The organism is Nitrincola alkalisediminis (assembly GCF_009821115.1).
GTDB classification, from domain to species: Bacteria; Pseudomonadota; Gammaproteobacteria; order Pseudomonadales; family Balneatricaceae; genus Nitrincola; species Nitrincola alkalisediminis.
In genome coordinates this window covers 46,650-62,955 of record NZ_VYTY01000004.1, presented here as the reverse complement: position 1 = coordinate 62,955, position 16,306 = coordinate 46,650, and the positions used below count along the sequence as shown (strand labels likewise).

Annotated in this window: 13 protein-coding genes; 8 read left to right on the top strand and 5 right to left on the bottom strand. The window is 48.0% G+C overall.

Going from position 1 to position 16,306, the window contains the following annotated elements; all coding sequences use genetic code 11:
- Positions 1-19 precede the first annotated feature (19 nt).
- Positions 20-2,071: a hypothetical protein gene (locus tag F5971_RS07975; protein WP_193494650.1), complete on the bottom strand. Its 2,052-nt coding sequence runs from the start codon at positions 2,069-2,071 to the stop codon at positions 20-22.
- A 143-nt stretch (positions 2,072-2,214) separates the two neighbouring features.
- Positions 2,215-2,652 (bottom strand): protein tyrosine phosphatase family protein, encoded by a 438-nt coding sequence (locus F5971_RS07970; RefSeq protein ID WP_193494649.1) that lies wholly within the window; start codon positions 2,650-2,652, stop codon positions 2,215-2,217.
- Positions 2,653-2,874: 222 nt separating this feature from the next.
- On the opposite strand from F5971_RS07970, the gene F5971_RS07965 reads away from it, so the two are divergent.
- Positions 2,875-3,501, top strand: a complete 627-nt coding sequence (locus F5971_RS07965) for a peroxiredoxin (protein ID WP_193494648.1) — start codon at positions 2,875-2,877, stop codon at positions 3,499-3,501.
- 44 nt (positions 3,502-3,545) lie between these two features.
- Here F5971_RS07965 and F5971_RS07960 read toward each other — a convergent pair whose 3' ends face one another.
- A complete protein-coding gene (locus tag F5971_RS07960) occupies positions 3,546-6,839 on the bottom strand; it encodes a sensor domain-containing phosphodiesterase (RefSeq protein WP_193494647.1) in 3,294 nt (1,097 codons plus the stop codon).
- A gap of 203 nt (positions 6,840-7,042) precedes the next feature.
- On the opposite strand from F5971_RS07960, the gene F5971_RS07955 reads away from it, so the two are divergent.
- Together F5971_RS07955 and F5971_RS07950 are read left to right on the top strand one after the other, a co-directional pair.
- Positions 7,043-8,020: an NAD-dependent epimerase gene (locus F5971_RS07955; RefSeq protein ID WP_193494646.1), complete on the top strand. Its 978-nt coding sequence runs from the start codon at positions 7,043-7,045 to the stop codon at positions 8,018-8,020.
- 54 nt (positions 8,021-8,074) lie between these two features.
- A complete protein-coding gene (locus F5971_RS07950) occupies positions 8,075-9,493 on the top strand; it encodes a mannose-1-phosphate guanylyltransferase/mannose-6-phosphate isomerase (protein WP_193494645.1) in 1,419 nt (472 codons plus the stop codon).
- A gap of 53 nt (positions 9,494-9,546) precedes the next feature.
- Here the strand turns inward: F5971_RS07950 and F5971_RS07945 are convergent, their stop codons facing one another.
- On the bottom strand, positions 9,547-10,482 hold the full coding sequence (locus F5971_RS07945; protein ID WP_193494644.1) for an SPOR domain-containing protein: 936 nt from the start codon (positions 10,480-10,482) through the stop codon (positions 9,547-9,549).
- 107 nt (positions 10,483-10,589) lie between these two features.
- Between F5971_RS07945 and miaB the strand changes: the two genes are divergently transcribed.
- The 5 genes from miaB to lnt are packed head-to-tail and all read left to right on the top strand — an operon-like array spanning position 10,590 to position 15,794.
- On the top strand, positions 10,590-11,939 hold the full coding sequence (gene miaB, locus F5971_RS07940) for a tRNA (N6-isopentenyl adenosine(37)-C2)-methylthiotransferase MiaB (protein ID WP_193494643.1): 1,350 nt from the start codon (positions 10,590-10,592) through the stop codon (positions 11,937-11,939).
- 29 nt (positions 11,940-11,968) lie between these two features.
- Complete coding sequence (locus F5971_RS07935; RefSeq protein WP_036514023.1) at positions 11,969-12,976, top strand: PhoH family protein; 1,008 nt, start codon at positions 11,969-11,971, stop codon at positions 12,974-12,976.
- Positions 12,973-13,428, top strand: a complete 456-nt coding sequence (ybeY, locus tag F5971_RS07930; RefSeq protein ID WP_193494642.1) for an rRNA maturation RNase YbeY — start codon at positions 12,973-12,975, stop codon at positions 13,426-13,428. The genes F5971_RS07935 and ybeY overlap by 4 nt, the downstream gene beginning before the upstream one ends.
- 9 nt (positions 13,429-13,437) lie before the next feature.
- On the top strand, positions 13,438-14,274 hold the full coding sequence (locus F5971_RS07925; protein WP_036514028.1) for a CorC family transporter: 837 nt from the start codon (positions 13,438-13,440) through the stop codon (positions 14,272-14,274).
- A gap of 8 nt (positions 14,275-14,282) precedes the next feature.
- Positions 14,283-15,794, top strand: a complete 1,512-nt coding sequence (gene lnt, locus F5971_RS07920) for an apolipoprotein N-acyltransferase (protein WP_036514031.1) — start codon at positions 14,283-14,285, stop codon at positions 15,792-15,794.
- Here the strand turns inward: lnt and F5971_RS07915 are convergent.
- The gene (locus tag F5971_RS07915) at positions 15,714-16,283 is read right to left on the bottom strand and encodes a zinc ribbon-containing protein (protein WP_036514034.1); all 570 of its coding nucleotides are present in this window, start codon (positions 16,281-16,283) and stop codon (positions 15,714-15,716) included. The two genes, lnt and F5971_RS07915, sit on opposite strands and share 81 nt — an antisense overlap.
- Between the last annotated feature and the right edge of the window lie 23 nt (positions 16,284-16,306).

Here is a 16,306-nt window from a genome sequence, read left to right as displayed (position 1 = left end):
GTGCGTTTTAAAAGGTGAACTACAAACCGGCAATGTAATCTTCAAAAGTGCTGCGTGCTTTCTGAACATCACTTTGTGCCGTCAGCAACTGAGCTTCAAGCTGTTCCAGTTGATTTTCTTGCAGATTAAGACGATCCACTAAACGAACGTACAGCGATGATCCTGCTTCCAATACTTCAAGATTGGCTCTGATACGCGCCTGTTCTTCATAAATACGCGCAATCGGGTGCTCTACATCGGCTAGCACCTGCTCCGCGCGTGACCAAGCTTGGCGTAATGCGGCGGCTTCCGCCAGCTTCGCTTTAGTGTCAGCCGCAATCGCCCCTTGTGTTGACCAATAGAGCAGCTGCGCTTCATTTAAGGGGCCTAACTGAATACGCTCCCAATCAACGCGTGTTTCCTTAACAATCAGACGTTGCTCAGATTGCGCCTCAAGATCTAGAGTCACGCGATAATGCTGTTCGGTTTCGTCCAAGGCATACGCTTGATTCGCCAACTGCCAATCCGCGTGTCGCGGGTGAAGCACCATCAAATCACGTTGTTGCGCCGATTCATTCGTCGCATGATAAATCGTCTCGCGTTGGCGAGTTTTCTGTAAGATCAACATTCCTTTTTCAACCCGCCCTTGTGTTAGCTGGGTGTCGTATTGTTGACCATCACGCTGAACTTGAACGTCTAAATCCACCGCATAACTGATCATTCGCTCCGCACCAGCAGGGATATGATCAATGCGAGCATCTCCGACATAACTCTGCCCCATCATGACCGTCATCGGCCCCTCAGGTAAGGGCTTATCCGACAGGTTACGCACACGCGCACCTCGTAATGGATGCTTTGCGTGCACTTGAGCGTCATAAATGGACACAGGTGTAATTTCAACCTGAGCATTCAGTATGGGCAACATCGCGGATTGCTGCCGAGGTAAGGTTACGTTATCAAGTCGATACTCAAAATGCGTCCCCACATCCGCTCCTCCAACATTATCAATTCCTCCGGCTTTTGGACTGGGGCTTGAACTAGGTGCAGGTGCTGGCGCAGGACTCGGTGCATACATGGCTAACGGCATCACCCCTTCAGCAATCACCGTGTCTGCAGCCGCTCCTCGGGCCAAAGCATAGGTCTGGGGCACTATTGACTGGAAAGCAACTGACTCATGCACAGGCCGCTCGATAAAACGCGATTGATAAAGGTCCTCGATAAAGCTTAACGGACGCCCACTGATTAGGGCTAGGCTGATCTCATGCCAATCCTGATCGCTAGTGTTCTCAACCAAGGCCCAGGTTTGTAGACTAGCAGCCTCTTGTGTATTCCCTTCCGAAAGCAATAAACGATAACTGGTTTTCCAAATAGGGGCTTCCGCTATATAGGTGATCGCTACCTCCCGCTCCCCCTCGCCAGCCAAATACAGACTCACGCGTTTACGCTCGGACTGACGATCTTGCGCTAAAGCACTCAAGGCTCGACTCAGATCAGACTGCAAACGCACATCCGTCAATTCAAAACGACGAATTTGATCCAATTGGATACTTTCCAAACCTGTATCTGAGACCAAGTTCAGATAATCCAACTCAAGCCACTGATCCCCTATCCGAACCGTTCGACGATCCGCCCCTAGCACGCGGGCCGTTAAGGTCGCACCGGAGGTCTGTTCAAGTGTGATCTCTTGCCCTCGCAGCTGGGTAAGAATGTCAACCCAACCTGGGTTATTCGACAAATCCAGCGCTAACCCCGACAGAATACGCTCCAACGCCGATTGCCCCGGATAACGGACCCCGACTATACGTCCTTGCCCCTGATCCCAATAGACCAAGGACTTGAGCAAATCATTCATTTCGGATGTATTGGCCTGCAATTGCACTTCGACCTGCCCATCGACCTTTCCGCCTTGTTGAAACAACGCCACTCCAGAGGTTGAAAGCACAACGCGTTCAATCGGCAAGACAGCAGGTACAAAGCGCTCCGGCATCTCGGTCGCGAAAGCCGTATGAAACCCTAAGCACAAGCCCAAGGCGACTGAGGGGATAATTTTCTTATCTAGGGCAAAGCGGAAAATATAGGTATTTGTTATCATTTCAAAACAGCTCCTTGTTATGCGTAGATTACCCGTAACGTTCGGCGAATTGATCGTCAGACATCGAACAGACCGACACGCCTTATTCACTGCAATTATACACCTATCTCAAGGCAGCGCTCATACAGATAACAGCACCGCATTTACGCTTTATTCGCCATGCGTTTCTCTAACGCGGGACGACTGTCTTGTAAGTCATGGCCTGCGGCATGAGCCGCATTGAGCAAAGCGCCTAAGTCACAATCTTGCAACTTAACTTGGTTATGAACCCATAAAGAAACCGCTCTGCGTCCCGTCCTACAAAAAGCAAGGATAGGCGTCGGAAGCACCTCAATCGCATGCCCAAAGGCTTCAATTGCTTCTTCTGTATACTCACCCGGTACGACTGGAATCTCTTTCCAGAGCAGCCCTTCTGCCTCTATGGCTTGGCGAAGACTCGAATCATGTTGATAGTCATCAGCTTCTCCGGGCACTCTATTGCAAATAACACTTTTAAAACCCAATGCTTTAATACGGCTGACATCGGATATCTGAATGGCATGACAAATACTGAAGCCTGGCTCTAACGCTTTAATGTCCATTGTTCTTCTCTTTAAAGTACTGTGATTGAAATGGATGCGAACCTTCGCGACTGAAACAACTCTAGCGACAGTTAATATTAAATTATTTTCAATTAGACTTCTCTTATGTTAGATTGATTTTCACTATTATATTCATTAATAGAATATACTTATTACAATTAGATATATTTGATGATCTAGCGTCACTAAATGAATGCACAACAATCTAAGAGGAAATATCACATGTCATTACGTTTAGGCGATATCGCACCGAACTTCAAAATCGATACAACTCAAGGTGAAATTGACTTTCACGAATGGAGCGGTGATTCATGGGTCTTCTTTTTCAGCCACCCCGCTGACTTCACTCCAGTTTGTACAACAGAAATGGGACGCACGGCTCAATTAGCCAGTGAGTTTGCGGCACGCAATACTAAATCTCTAGGCCTTTCAACCGACACGGTTGAAGAACACAACAAATGGATTGAAGATGTCAATGACACCCAAAATACAACCTTAGAGTTCCCTATCGTTGCCGATGAAGACTATAAAATCTCTGAGCTATACGGCATGATTCACCCAGGGGAAAGCGAGACAGCGGCCGTCAGAAGCGTATTCATTATCGATCCGAATAAGAAAATTCGTCTTACCATGACTTATCCTATGTCATGTGGACGTAATTTTGATGAGATTCTTCGCGTCATCGACGCGCTGCAGTTGAGTGATGCTAAACGCATTGCGACACCTGCTGATTGGAAAAAAGGCGATGAAGTCATCATCCCACCCTCTATCAGCAACGAAACGGCAAGCGATATTTTTCCACAAGGCTGGAATGAACTGCGTCCTTACTTACGCTTAACCAAGGTCTAAGGTAAGCCGACTCTGCGCTCGGGGAACATCCTGAGCGCAGCCTTTCAATGCACTGATTGTGAATATGAGGCCAACCAAGGCAACACCTCTTCAGCGGGCATGGGTTTGGCAATGGCGTAGCCTTGCCCCAAGATACATCCCATTTCAATGAGTAACTGAGCATGGGCCTCGGTCTCAACGCCCTCGGCAATCACTTGGCGGTTAAAGGCTTCAGCCAGCCCCACAATTCCCTGCAAGATACTCCGATCGTCTGCATCATCTAGCATATCCCTGACGAATGCTTGATCAATTTTGATCACATCGACGGGTAAGCGTTTCAAATACGAGAGTGATGAGTAACCTGTACCAAAATCATCCAAAGCTATCCGAACCCCTAGCTGCTTACAACTCTTCAGTAATGCGGACACATGCGCCATATCCTCTATCGCACTTGTTTCAAGAACCTCCAGCTCCAAGCTCTGAGGTTCTAATGTGGGATAGTGGAGTAACAAGTGTTTCAACTTTTCAACAAAATCAGGCTGAACCATCTGCATTGGGTCAACATTTACACTGACAATAACACTCACTCCCAGCTCAAGCCATTTAGACATTTGAGCTAAAGCCGTGTTTAACACCCAATCCCCCAAACGTACCATTAACGGATGATGGTGCAATTCAGAAAGGAAATAGCCCGGTGATAGAATCCCTTTTTTTGGATGACGCCAACGAATCAATGCCTCAAGCCCAATGATTTCATGTGTTTGCATGTTCACTTTCGGCTGATAAAACAACTCAAACTCGTTATGATTCAGCGCCTGTTCTAGTCGTTGTACCGACTGGTGACGGTCACGCTCAAAACGGTCCTGTTCGGCATCGAAGATATGATAGCGGTTTTTCCCGCTCATTTTTGCTTGATACATGGCATGATCCGCTTGGCGCAACAACTGTTCAGCATCAATGGCTTCCACTTGAGGAAAAAATGTCACGCCTAAACTGGCCGATACTTTTAACGCTCGATCCTGTATTTGCACACTTTCGGACGACGCACTCAGTAACCGTGACAACAAAGGAAAGCAAGAATCTGTGCTGGATAAGTCGGTCATAATAACCACAAACTCATCGCCTCCCAGACGTGCCAAGGAGTCACTACTGCGAAGCGTAGATTTCATATTGGCCGACAGCATGATTAAAAATCGATCGCCTACACTATGGCCGTACGCATCATTGATCTCTTTAAACCCATCTAAATCCAAATACACAACTGCCATTTTTTCACCACGACGCAAAGCTTGAGACATGGCCTGCTGCATACGATCTGCCAATAAAACGCGATTAGGCAACCCAGTTAATGCATCATAATGCGCAATGTATTCGAGTTGTTCTTGATGTGCTTTAAGTGCACTGATATCCGAAAAAAGGGCAACGTAACGTTTTACTTCGCCCTCGTCATCAAGGACCGCACTAATCGTTTGCCTTTCGGCGTAGACCTCTCCATTCTTACGACGATTCCATATTTCCCCTGTCCATGAACGCTCCGTTAACAGCGCTTTCCACATGGTCTCGTAAGCGGCTTTATCCTGTTTTCCTGATTTCAAGATACGTGGGTTTTGTCCGATGGCTTCGTCGGCGGTATAACCCGTTATTCGTGTAAAGGCTTCGTTGACATCGACAATCGTACCATCAGACTCCGTAATCATGATACCTTCGTTTGCGTGCTGGAATACACTCGCGGCCTCTTTCAATTGCTCTTCCGCTTTTTTACGCTCGACATTTAACAGTAACTGCGTGGCTATTGCAGCCACGGTAGAGACGAACGATTGCTCATCCAAATGCCACTGACGAGGAGGGCCTAAGTGCTCTGCCGAAATTAAGCCCGCGACTTCGCCATCGATAAAGATTCCAGCATCAATTAAAGAGCTAATCCCCAGTTTTTTGGTGTAAAGATCACTCCATTCCAGAAGCCGCACATCCTTCTGTGTATTATCAATCGAGATCACTTCAGCTGACTTTAAGATTTTGAAATAACGAGGGATGTTCTCCCTTAGAATCACTTGCCCATCTGAGAACGATTCATCTTGTGCATGATAAGCCACGATGCAATGCAAATCATGATTATTTAAGATCCAAAAACTCGTTCGGTCCACCTCCAGCGCCTCTGATAAGGTTCGGAGCAAAAAACGAACAGCATCCGTCATATCTCCGTCAATCAGATTGGAGTTTAAGGCTAACTTCGCAATTGCAACGCGCTGCGCTTTGGCACGCGTTTCACTTTGTCTCATGACCAGATCGGCCTGAAGCCGTAACTGTACATTGACCAATAACTTTGCAAACAGAGCTAATAGCTCTTGCTCATCTCGACCCAACACAACCGAGTTTTTATTAACAATATCAAGTCCCACATACCCCAAACATTCGTGCCCATTCATGAGTGGCACGTTGATCAGGCTTTGAATACCCTGAGACTCCAACAACATACGCAGATGGCTCTCCGGTAAGGACTGTACATCACCAACAAATAAGGGTTCACCACGAAGATGGCACTCCAACCAATGACTGACATGATCCAGCGGTATGTTTTGAAGCCCGTTTATCTCTGATGAGACGCCAGCAGCACACCACTCATAGGTGTTACTGCTGGTTTGATTGTCAAAATCATAGTCGAACACATATGCACGATCGGCTTTAAAAAATACCCCAATGCGCTCAAGCGCATTATTAATGACTGCGTCACATTCATGAATAGGAAAGTTGATGAAGGATTGAGCCAAACCCAATATCAATACCCTATATTGAGACTGACGCTGAATCATTTGCATGGCGCGGCGACTTTCGAGTGCCGACCCCAAAATCCCCGCTAAAATTCGTAAAGCAAGTCGATCCGCCAAGCCCCAAGACCTATGCTGTGTGATACCGGCAAGGCCTATAAAGCCTGTTATATTCCCTTCGCTGCCGTACATCACCACATCAAGAAAGGAGGAAATACCCAACCGTGGAAACAAGTCTCGCTCTTGCGTTGCATGTGAGGGCAAAAGCTGAACATCGCCAACACTGACATACCCCTGCTTAAAGATCGTTTCTTTCCACCAGGGGACATCCTGGACATAAAAAAAGCGCAGCTCATTGCTGGGTAACGACAACCCCTCAGTTATCCAATTGTGCGTGTTTTCAATCTGCGTTAAGTCCTGACTAAACTCGAACATATAGGCTCGATCGACTTTAAACAGCGCTGCCACATCCTTAAGACATGCATTAATCGCAGCATCAAACTCTCCCTTTTCTTTTGCAATAGACAGAGCGGCCGCCGTCCTCGTCGCAATTTTTTGGAATTTAAGTTGACGCTTTATACTGAGAATCGACATGGAAGCTCACTTATGCATACGATAGTGTTTGCTCATCTTGATGCGTTTGAATCCTAGACTTTCTATAAAGCCAATCTACTCTTTTTTAAGCTAAGGCTAAAGACTCACCTTCTTAACAAAAGTCGTAGATCGCTGCATCTATTTATCTGCTCCCTACTGAAAATTTTGTTATGATGCTGTTTTTTTGTGTGGGATACCCTTCTATGTCAAAGATACTTGTCACTGGCACAGCCGGATTCGTCGGTGCGGCGGTTTCACTCAGACTGCTCAACCTTGGCCATCATGTGACAGGCATTGACAATCTCAACGACTATTACGATCCAACACTCAAGCACGCGCGTTTAACTCAACTCACCCCGTACTCGGCATTCCAATTTCAATGTCTAGATATTTCAGACCGAACAGGAATGAGTGAGCTTTTTCGCAACAGCGAATTCGATCTTGTCATCCATCTAGCGGCTCAAGCAGGTGTTCGTTACTCAATCGACAACCCTATGGCCTACATCGACAGCAATGTCGTCGGAACCATGACTGTTTTAGAAGGCTGTCGACACTCGGGTGTGAAACACCTCGTCTATGCAACCTCAAGCTCCGTCTATGGCAACAACACAAAAATGCCCTTCTCAACCGATGACCGTGTGGATACACCCATTTCCCTCTATGCGGCCACCAAAAAATCCAATGAGCTTATGGCCTACACCTATGCTCATCTGTATCAACTGCCCGTGACTGGACTGCGCTTTTTCACCGTGTATGGCCCTTGGGGCCGTCCTGATATGGCACCGATGAAGTTTGCAAAAGCCATCTACTCAGGCCAAGCCATTGATGTATACAACCACGGGGATATGCAGCGCGACTTCACTTACGTCGATGATATTGCTGAAGGCGTCATCCAAGTGCTTGATAAGCCACCCGTTGGTACAGAGCAATCCCCCCCATATCAATTGTTTAATATCGGTAATGGGCAACCTGTGCACTTAATGAAATTCATTGAGTGTCTGGAAGATGCGATTGGCAAAAAAGCGATCAAAAATCTAATGCCGATGCAACCGGGTGATGTACCTGCCACATGGGCCGACACCTCGGCCTTATTTGAGCTCACCGGATACTCACCGAATACCTCTGTTGAACAGGGAGTGAATGCCTTTATTGCTTGGTATAAAGAGTATTACAAGCACTGAAACGCTCCTCCACTGCATCTTGAGTGTTGATGAGTCAGAGCTTATGCTTGCACCATGAACAACAACATCCTCTTTCCAGTGATTTTAGCGGGTGGTCAAGGCACCCGTCTTTGGCCACTTTCCCGTATGGGTTATGCTAAGCAGTTTCTTCATTTAACATCCTCCCCACTGAGCATGCTGCAAAGCACTATCGCCCGTTTAGACAGCATCAATACGCAGCAGCCTTTGCTTATCTGCAACGAAGAACACCGCTTTATCGCTGCCGAGCAATTGCGCCAGCTCGGTCTTAAGCAGGCCAAGATCATCCTTGAACCCGTTGGCAGAAATACCGCGCCCGCTATTGCTTTGGCAGCACTACATGTCATAGCTCAAGGACAGGATCCTATCCTACTGATATTGGCAGCGGATCATTTGATTCAAAATACAGCTGAGTTTCAACAAGTCATCATCCGTGCCTTGCCGCTTGCTGAGGATGGAAAGCTAGTAACCTTCGGCATAGTACCAACCCATCCCGAGACAGGCTATGGCTATATTCAAAAAGGGCAGGCACTTGGGAGTGGTTTTAGGGTCAGTCGTTTTGTTGAAAAACCTGATCTCAGCACTGCTAAAGATTACGTTGAATCCGGTGAGTATTGCTGGAACAGTGGTATGTTTATGTTTCGAGCCAGTCGCTATCTGGATGCACTAGCCAAGTCGCGCCCCGATATTTTTAACGCTTGCCAAGCGGCCATGACGAATATTTCCTCTGATTTGGATTTTATTCGTGTACAAGCCAAAGCCTTTGCTGCCTGCCCTGAAGACTCCATCGATTATGCGGTCATGGAAAAGACACGAGATGCGGTCATGGTACCGCTAGATGCTGGTTGGAGCGATATCGGCTCTTGGTCAGCCCTTTGGGAAGTAAGCGATAAAGATGCAGAGGGCAATCATTTTAGTGGTGATGTCGTCGCTTTACATACACACAACACACTCGTTAAAGGCGACAAGCGTCTAATCGCCACACTGGGTCTGAAGAATTTAGTTATTATCGATACCCAAGATGCGCTGTTAGTTGCGCATAAGGATCAGGTGCAAGACGTTAAAAAAATCGTTGAGCGTTTAAAGGCCGAGGGTCGTACTGAACACCTAAATCACCGTGAAGTCTATCGCCCTTGGGGCGTTTACGATGCCATCGACCATGGCGAGCGTTATCAAGTCAAACGCATTACGGTGAAGCCCGGTGCAAAACTATCGGTGCAAATGCACCATCACCGCGCCGAACATTGGATCATAGTCAGTGGAACAGCCAAGGTAACGAAGGGTGATAAAACCTACCTAGTGACTGAGAACGAATCAACCTATATCCCCATCGGCCAAGTACACGCACTGGAAAACCCTGGAGTGATCCCTCTGGAGTTAATTGAAGTGCAGTCAGGTTCGTATTTAGGTGAAGATGATATTGTGCGCTTTGAGGATCGTTATGGTCGCGCTTGACGTGTTAATAAGCCAAGGCTCCTACTCTCAACCCAGAGATTGCTTCTTAAAATTTAATCGCGCCCGACAAAACAATCCATACGACGTTGTTTAAATTGACGACACAGTTCTGCTGCCTGACGAGCCTCATCCATCGAGCCAATTTGAACACGATACACCACTCGCCCTGTCGCTGAACTAAATTCCATCACATAGGCTCTCAGCTGCTCCAGCAGATCCTGATGCTCCGTTTGAATCCTTTGAGCCATACGTTCGGCATCCTCGCGCTGTGCAAGCGCAGCCACTTGAACATAGTGTCTTGGTCCTCCCACAGGAATGCTCAACCGCATCGGTGGGTATTCAGGCATGCCGCCTTGCGGATTTGCCTCAAATGATGAGGGCGGCATAGGCTTCATCTGGGTTTGTAAAATAGCGTGGCGTTCTTTCACTTGCACAAGCGCCTCGGCCGATAAATTGCTTTCTAGCTGATCCTGAGTCAGCCGTGCTTTCATGTCCCCTGAGCTGGCAGCGACAAACACCCAAGCAGCCCCCTCAATTGGATCCATCAACACAGGGCCTTTAAAATAGAGTGCTGCTAAACGCATTTGGGCCTCTGTGTCGCCCAAATACGCGGCACGTAACCACCAATCATGAGCCTGCTGGGTGCGCGGTGAATCTGGAAAGGCAAAATAATAGAGCGTCGCCAGGTTTTTCTGGGCCGATAGATGACCTAATTCAGCTGCTTTTCCATAAAAAAATTCGGCCAGTTCTAAATCAGGCTCGATGCCTATTCCGGTTCGATAGTATTGACCAAGATTAAAATAGGCGTCTGGATCGTTTTCATCAGCGGCACGGTACCACTCTTGCAGCTGACTCATGAGCTGCTGGGTGAGCACTTGATCCTCTTCAGACACGGAGGCAGAATGCCCCTCTCCCTGAACACTGCTTGCCAGGAATGAAAGCGCGCATAAAACTCCGACAATATTCGCCCACTTTAAAGACAATCCCATCATCCCACCCAATTTGTCTATAATTTAACCAGCGGTAGCCTACAAGGCTCGGCTCGGCTATAATTCGCGATCCTGATTTTAACCTCTTTTTGCAACACAGGTGACACATGGCTAAAAAGCTGTTTATCAAGACACACGGTTGTCAGATGAACGAGTACGACTCATCACGCATGGCAGACCTTCTCGGTGAAAGTCATGCACTGGAACTGACTGACTCGCCTGATGATGCCGATGTATTATTACTCAACACCTGCTCCATCCGCGAAAAGGCTCAGGAAAAAGTATTCCACCAATTGGGTCGTTGGCGCAAGCTTAAAGAGCAGCGCCCGGATCTTATTATTGGTGTGGGCGGCTGCGTTGCCAGCCAAGAAGGCTCAGCGATTCGTGATCGCGCGCCCTATGTCGATATGATTTTCGGCCCACAAACGCTGCATCGCTTGCCTGAGATGATTAATGAATCCAAAAAAGGCATCGTCGGCATCGTTGATGTTAGCTTTCCTGAGATTGAAAAATTTGACCATCTGCCCGCACCCAAAGTAGAAGGTGCCGAAGCCTTTGTGTCGGTCATGGAAGGCTGCAGTAAATACTGTACGTTCTGTGTAGTTCCCTATACACGCGGCGAAGAAGTTAGCCGTCCACTGGCCGATGTGCTCAGAGAGTGTGAGGAGCTGGCAGAACAAGGCGTGCGTGAAGTTAACCTGCTCGGTCAAAATGTGAATGCCTACCGGGGTGCCACCAACGATGGCACCGACGCCGATTTGGCTGAGTTGATTCGCCGTGTGGCCGCCATCGACGGCATCGACCGCATTCGCTTCACGACCTCTCACCCTGTCGAGTTCAGTGAAAGCTTAATTCAAGCCTATGCGGATGTCCCTGAACTGGTTAGCCACCTTCACCTGCCTGTCCAAAGTGGCTCGGATCGAATTTTGATGGCCATGAAGCGCGGGCATACCGTCTTGGAATACAAGTCTAAACTGCGCCGTATTCGCAAACTACGACCCGAGATCAGCTTTTCATCGGACTTTATTATCGGTTTCCCAGGCGAATCAGACACTGACTTCGAAGCCACAATGAATTTAATCCAAGACATAGGCTTTGATAGTTCATTCAGTTTCATCTACAGCCGTCGTCCTGGCACGCCTGCTGCCGATCTACCCGACAATGTCACCGATGAAACAAAAAAACTAAGACTGAATATTCTTCAAGATCGTATTACCCAGCAAGCCATGCAGATCAGTCGTCGCATGGTCGGGAATGTCGAGCGTATTCTCGTCAATGGCTATTCTAAGAAAGATCCTGGCCAGCTATCGGGACGCACGGAGAATAACCGAGTGGTTAACTTCCGCTGCGACGATCCCAACTTAATAGGCCATTTCGCTGATGTTCGTATTGTGCAGGCGTATGCAAACTCTTTGGTTGGCGAACTCGTATCGTCTGAACTTGATCAAACGCATTAATGCTTCGCCAGCTACTTTAGGATGATAACTTGTCAAACCAACAACCTGTAAACTTTGCGCTTGAACCTGACAACCCAGCCGCTCTTGCCAGTCTTTGTGGTCAGATGAATGAGCATCTTAAGCTGATTGAAGAGCGCTTGGGCATTGAAGTGCTCAATCGTGGCAACAAATTCCAATTGATAGGCAATAGCCTCGTCAGCCGTCAAGTCAAACCCCTGATTCAGGACCTGTATCAACAGGCGTGTAAAGGGAAAGAATTAAGCCCTGACGATATCCATCTAGGACTTCAACAAACTGGCCTCGAACAGCAACTGCCGTCCTCTGGGGTAGGTGATCGCGACTACACCATCCGTACACGCAAGATGCAGATTCGCCCGCGCAGTGAAAACCAACAACGATACGTGCGCTCAATCCAAACCCTCGATATAAATTTTGGAATTGGGCCGGCAGGAACTGGCAAAACCTATCTCGCCGTTGCCTGTGCAGTTGAAGCCTTAGAGCGCGAAGAAGTCAGCCGTATTTTATTGGTTCGTCCTGCCGTTGAAGCAGGCGAAAAACTGGGCTTTCTCCCCGGTGATTTATCGCAAAAAGTTGACCCTTATTTGCGCCCACTCTACGATGCGCTCTACGAAATGCTTGGAATTGAAAAAGTGGCCAAGCTCATTGAGAAGAACGTGATTGAGATAGCACCGTTAGCCTACATGCGTGGACGGACACTCAATGGCTCTTTTGTGATTTTAGATGAAAGCCAAAACACCACTCGCGAACAAATGAAAATGTTTTTGACGCGTATCGGTTTTGGCTCGACAGCCGTCATTACCGGTGATGTGACTCAAATTGACTTGCCCAAAGGCACCCGTTCAGGATTGGTGCATGCGATTGAAGTGCTCAAAGGCGTTGAGGGTATAGGCTTTTCACACTTCACCGCGCGTGACGTGGTACGCCATCCGCTCGTCCAACACATTGTTGTCGCCTATGATCGTTTTGAGAAACTTGAAGCGGAAAGAAGCTCACGCAAACACGAGAACCACTCATGAGTTACTTTGTCGATGTTTTATATGAAACAGACCCTAAAAACCTTCCCACGGAAGCGGACTTCGAACGCTGGCTAAAGCTCGCGATGACAGGCCGACGCTTACGAGCAGAAGTCTGCATCCGCATTGTCACAGAAGACGAAAGCCGAGAACTTAACCACACATGGCGTGGAAAAGACGCTTCGACCAACGTTTTGTCTTTTCCTTTTGAAGCGCCACCGGGCATACCCACTGATTTAATTGGTGATTTAGCCATCTGCGCAGATGTCGTTGCCCGCGAAGCCCAAGAGCAAAACAAACCCTTATTGCACCATTGGGCGCACATGGTGATTCATGGCCTCTTGCATCTTATCGGATTCGATCATATAAATGACACTGACGCCGAAGAGATGGAAGCACTGGAAATCAATCTTCTTGCTCAGCTCGGTATTTCAAATCCATACTTATCCGCTTAAGAGGACATTATGAGCGAAGAACGATCGGGATCTGCCACTAAAGGCTGGCTCGGCAAGCTAGCCCAGGCTTTTTCTGATGAACCCCCTACCCGGGAAGCCTTAATTCAAGGTTTATATGATGCGGCTGAGGCTGGCGTACTTGATAACGATGCCTTGAATATTATTGAAGGGGCCATGCAGGTTTCGGATATGAAAGTCCGAGATGCCATGGTTCCTCGCTCTCAAGTCACAATGGTGCAAATTAACCAAGCGCCTCGGGAATTTTTACCCATCATTATCGAGACCGCTCACTCACGCTTTCCCGTCTGTGGTGAAAATCCCGACGAAGTCATCGGCATTTTATTAGCCAAAGATCTGCTTAACTTTATGCTGGATGGCAATCTCGACAACTTCAGCCTACAAGACTGCATACGCCCTGCCGTCTTTGTCCCCGAAGGCAAGCGTCTGAATGTACTATTACGTGAGTTCCGTGGTGCACGAAACCATATGGCCGTCGTGGTTGATGAGTATGGTGGCGTCTCTGGGTTAATCACAATCGAAGATGTCTTGGAACAAATTGTGGGTGAAATTGAAGACGAGCATGACGATGACGATGACGAAGGCAATATCAAAGCACTGGATGAACAGAGCTACCTTGTCAAAGCCTTAACCACCATCGAAGACTTCAACGATCACTTTAACAGTCATTTTTCAGATGACGAGTTCGATACCATTGGCGGCTTAGTCACCCAACGCTTTGGTCGCTTGCCACAAAAAGGGGAACAAGTGAGCTTTGAGCACTTTAATTTCACCGTTTTATCGGCTGACAACCGTCGTATACGCTTATTACAGGTTGAACAATCATAGGCATCCGTTTGAATCTACGTCGTCTACTTCGCCCAGCGGTCAGTCTTAGTGCAGGCCTGACGGCTACCTTGGCGTTTGCACCCTTCAATATGCCTTTATTTGCACTATTAAGCCCAGCTTTGTTTTACCTGAGCATCGCTGGCATTAGCGCGAAACGGGCCATTTGGATTGGTTGGTGTTACGGCCTAGGCTTTTTTGGCGCGGGCGTCTCTTGGGTATACGTCAGCATTCATACCTATGGTTACGCCCCCGTTCCCCTTGCTGTATTGCTCACCAGCCTTTTTGTCATGGCATTAGCCACACTCTTCGCACTGCAAGGCTGGTGTTTTACGCGTTTTTATCGAATCCCACGCTATGCATGGCTAGGCTTTGTAGGTGTATGGATCATCTTTGAATGGCTGCGCAGTTGGCTATTCACAGGTTTCCCATGGCTCTATTTAGGCTATGCTTGGATCGATACCCCCTTAAGCTCTTTAGCCGCTATTCTCGGTGTTTGGGGACTCTCATTACTCTCGCTTCTCTTTGCTGTCGGGATTACGGAGGCCATACGCAGCCAACGCCCAGGGCCCGGAATCATCGCACTCACGTTACCCCTTTTAACGCTGCTCCTACCCAATGAGTGGACCACTCCCGAAGCTAAACCACCGCTTCGTGTCGCTTTAGTTCAGCCCAATATTTCCCAGCACGATAAATGGGATGGAGATAATCTGCCGCACATTCTTAATCAACAAATTGAATTAAGCATGCCGCACAAGGATGTCGATTTAATTGTTTGGCCCGAAACCGCCATCCCTTCGCTATATTTTCAAGCAGCCCCGTACGTCCAACCTTTTTTTGACTATTTAGACAGTAACGACACAACCTTGATGAGCGGCTTTCCTTTCATGACGGGCAATCCACATGATGAAAGCTTGATGATGTTTCACAATAGTTTGGGTATTTTTAGTGGCAGTTCAGGGGTTTACCATAAACAGCGCCTAGTGCCATTCGGGGAGTATGTGCCGTTTGAAAATCAACTCAGAGGGTTGATTACGTTTTTCGACTTACCCATGTCTGAATTTAGCCTGCCTCACGAAACCCAACTCACTCTACCCGTTAAGGATTGGGCCATTGCACCGCTGATTTGCTACGAAATTGCCTACCCTGAATTAACTCGCATCTCGGCACTTAACAGCCAGCTCCTCCTGACCGTTTCAAATGATGCATGGTTTGGTGACTCACTGGCAGCGTATCAACACTTACAAATTGCGCGGATGCGCGCCATCGAAAATGGCCGCTGGCTGTTGCGCGGGACCAATGATGGGATTACTGCCGTCATTCGATCCGACGGCAGCATTGAAGCACAAATACCGCGCAAGGTTGCCAAGGTATTAACCGCCGAGGTTCCCGCGATGCAGGGCAAAACACCCTATCAACACTTGGGTGTATGGCCGACTCTGTTATTCGCTCTCCTGCTCATGACGCTGGGCTGGCGGCCATGGCAGCGAATCTCGGACAAATATCACCGCACCACAGGCTGAACAGGGTTGAAGACTGCTGCTTTGAATCAGCACTTGCTCTTCATTGCAATTCAAACAGCGCAATCGACCCGGTACTGTCACTTCACCGGCTAAATACTCCGTTTCAGAATGGGAAAGCTGCTCACGCAGCAACTCATGCTGCACCCGAGTTTGATCCGCCAATTCCCATAAACGCTTGACCATGGTTTGCTCAAGGGCATTTAAATCAAAGTTCAACCACGCGGCTATGCCCTCGCCCGTTTCGTGCGCATAATAGCCGATTTGCTTGAGGTCGCGTTCAATATAGGCGCTGAGTAAATCTATCTCATCACGCGTCATTTCCTCAGCCGCCATCTCCAATTCGATTGCGTCACGGATCGTGGCCTGAACTGACTCCCATGTTTGATAGCCTGCTTCGTCGAGTTGATGACGTATGCGATCTAGGACACGGTCGTAGATACGCGACATTTTTGCAGCACTATCGCTTGTTTTTTTAAGTGGGTCGCTCATAAAGTCTCCTTCACCTGCAAGGT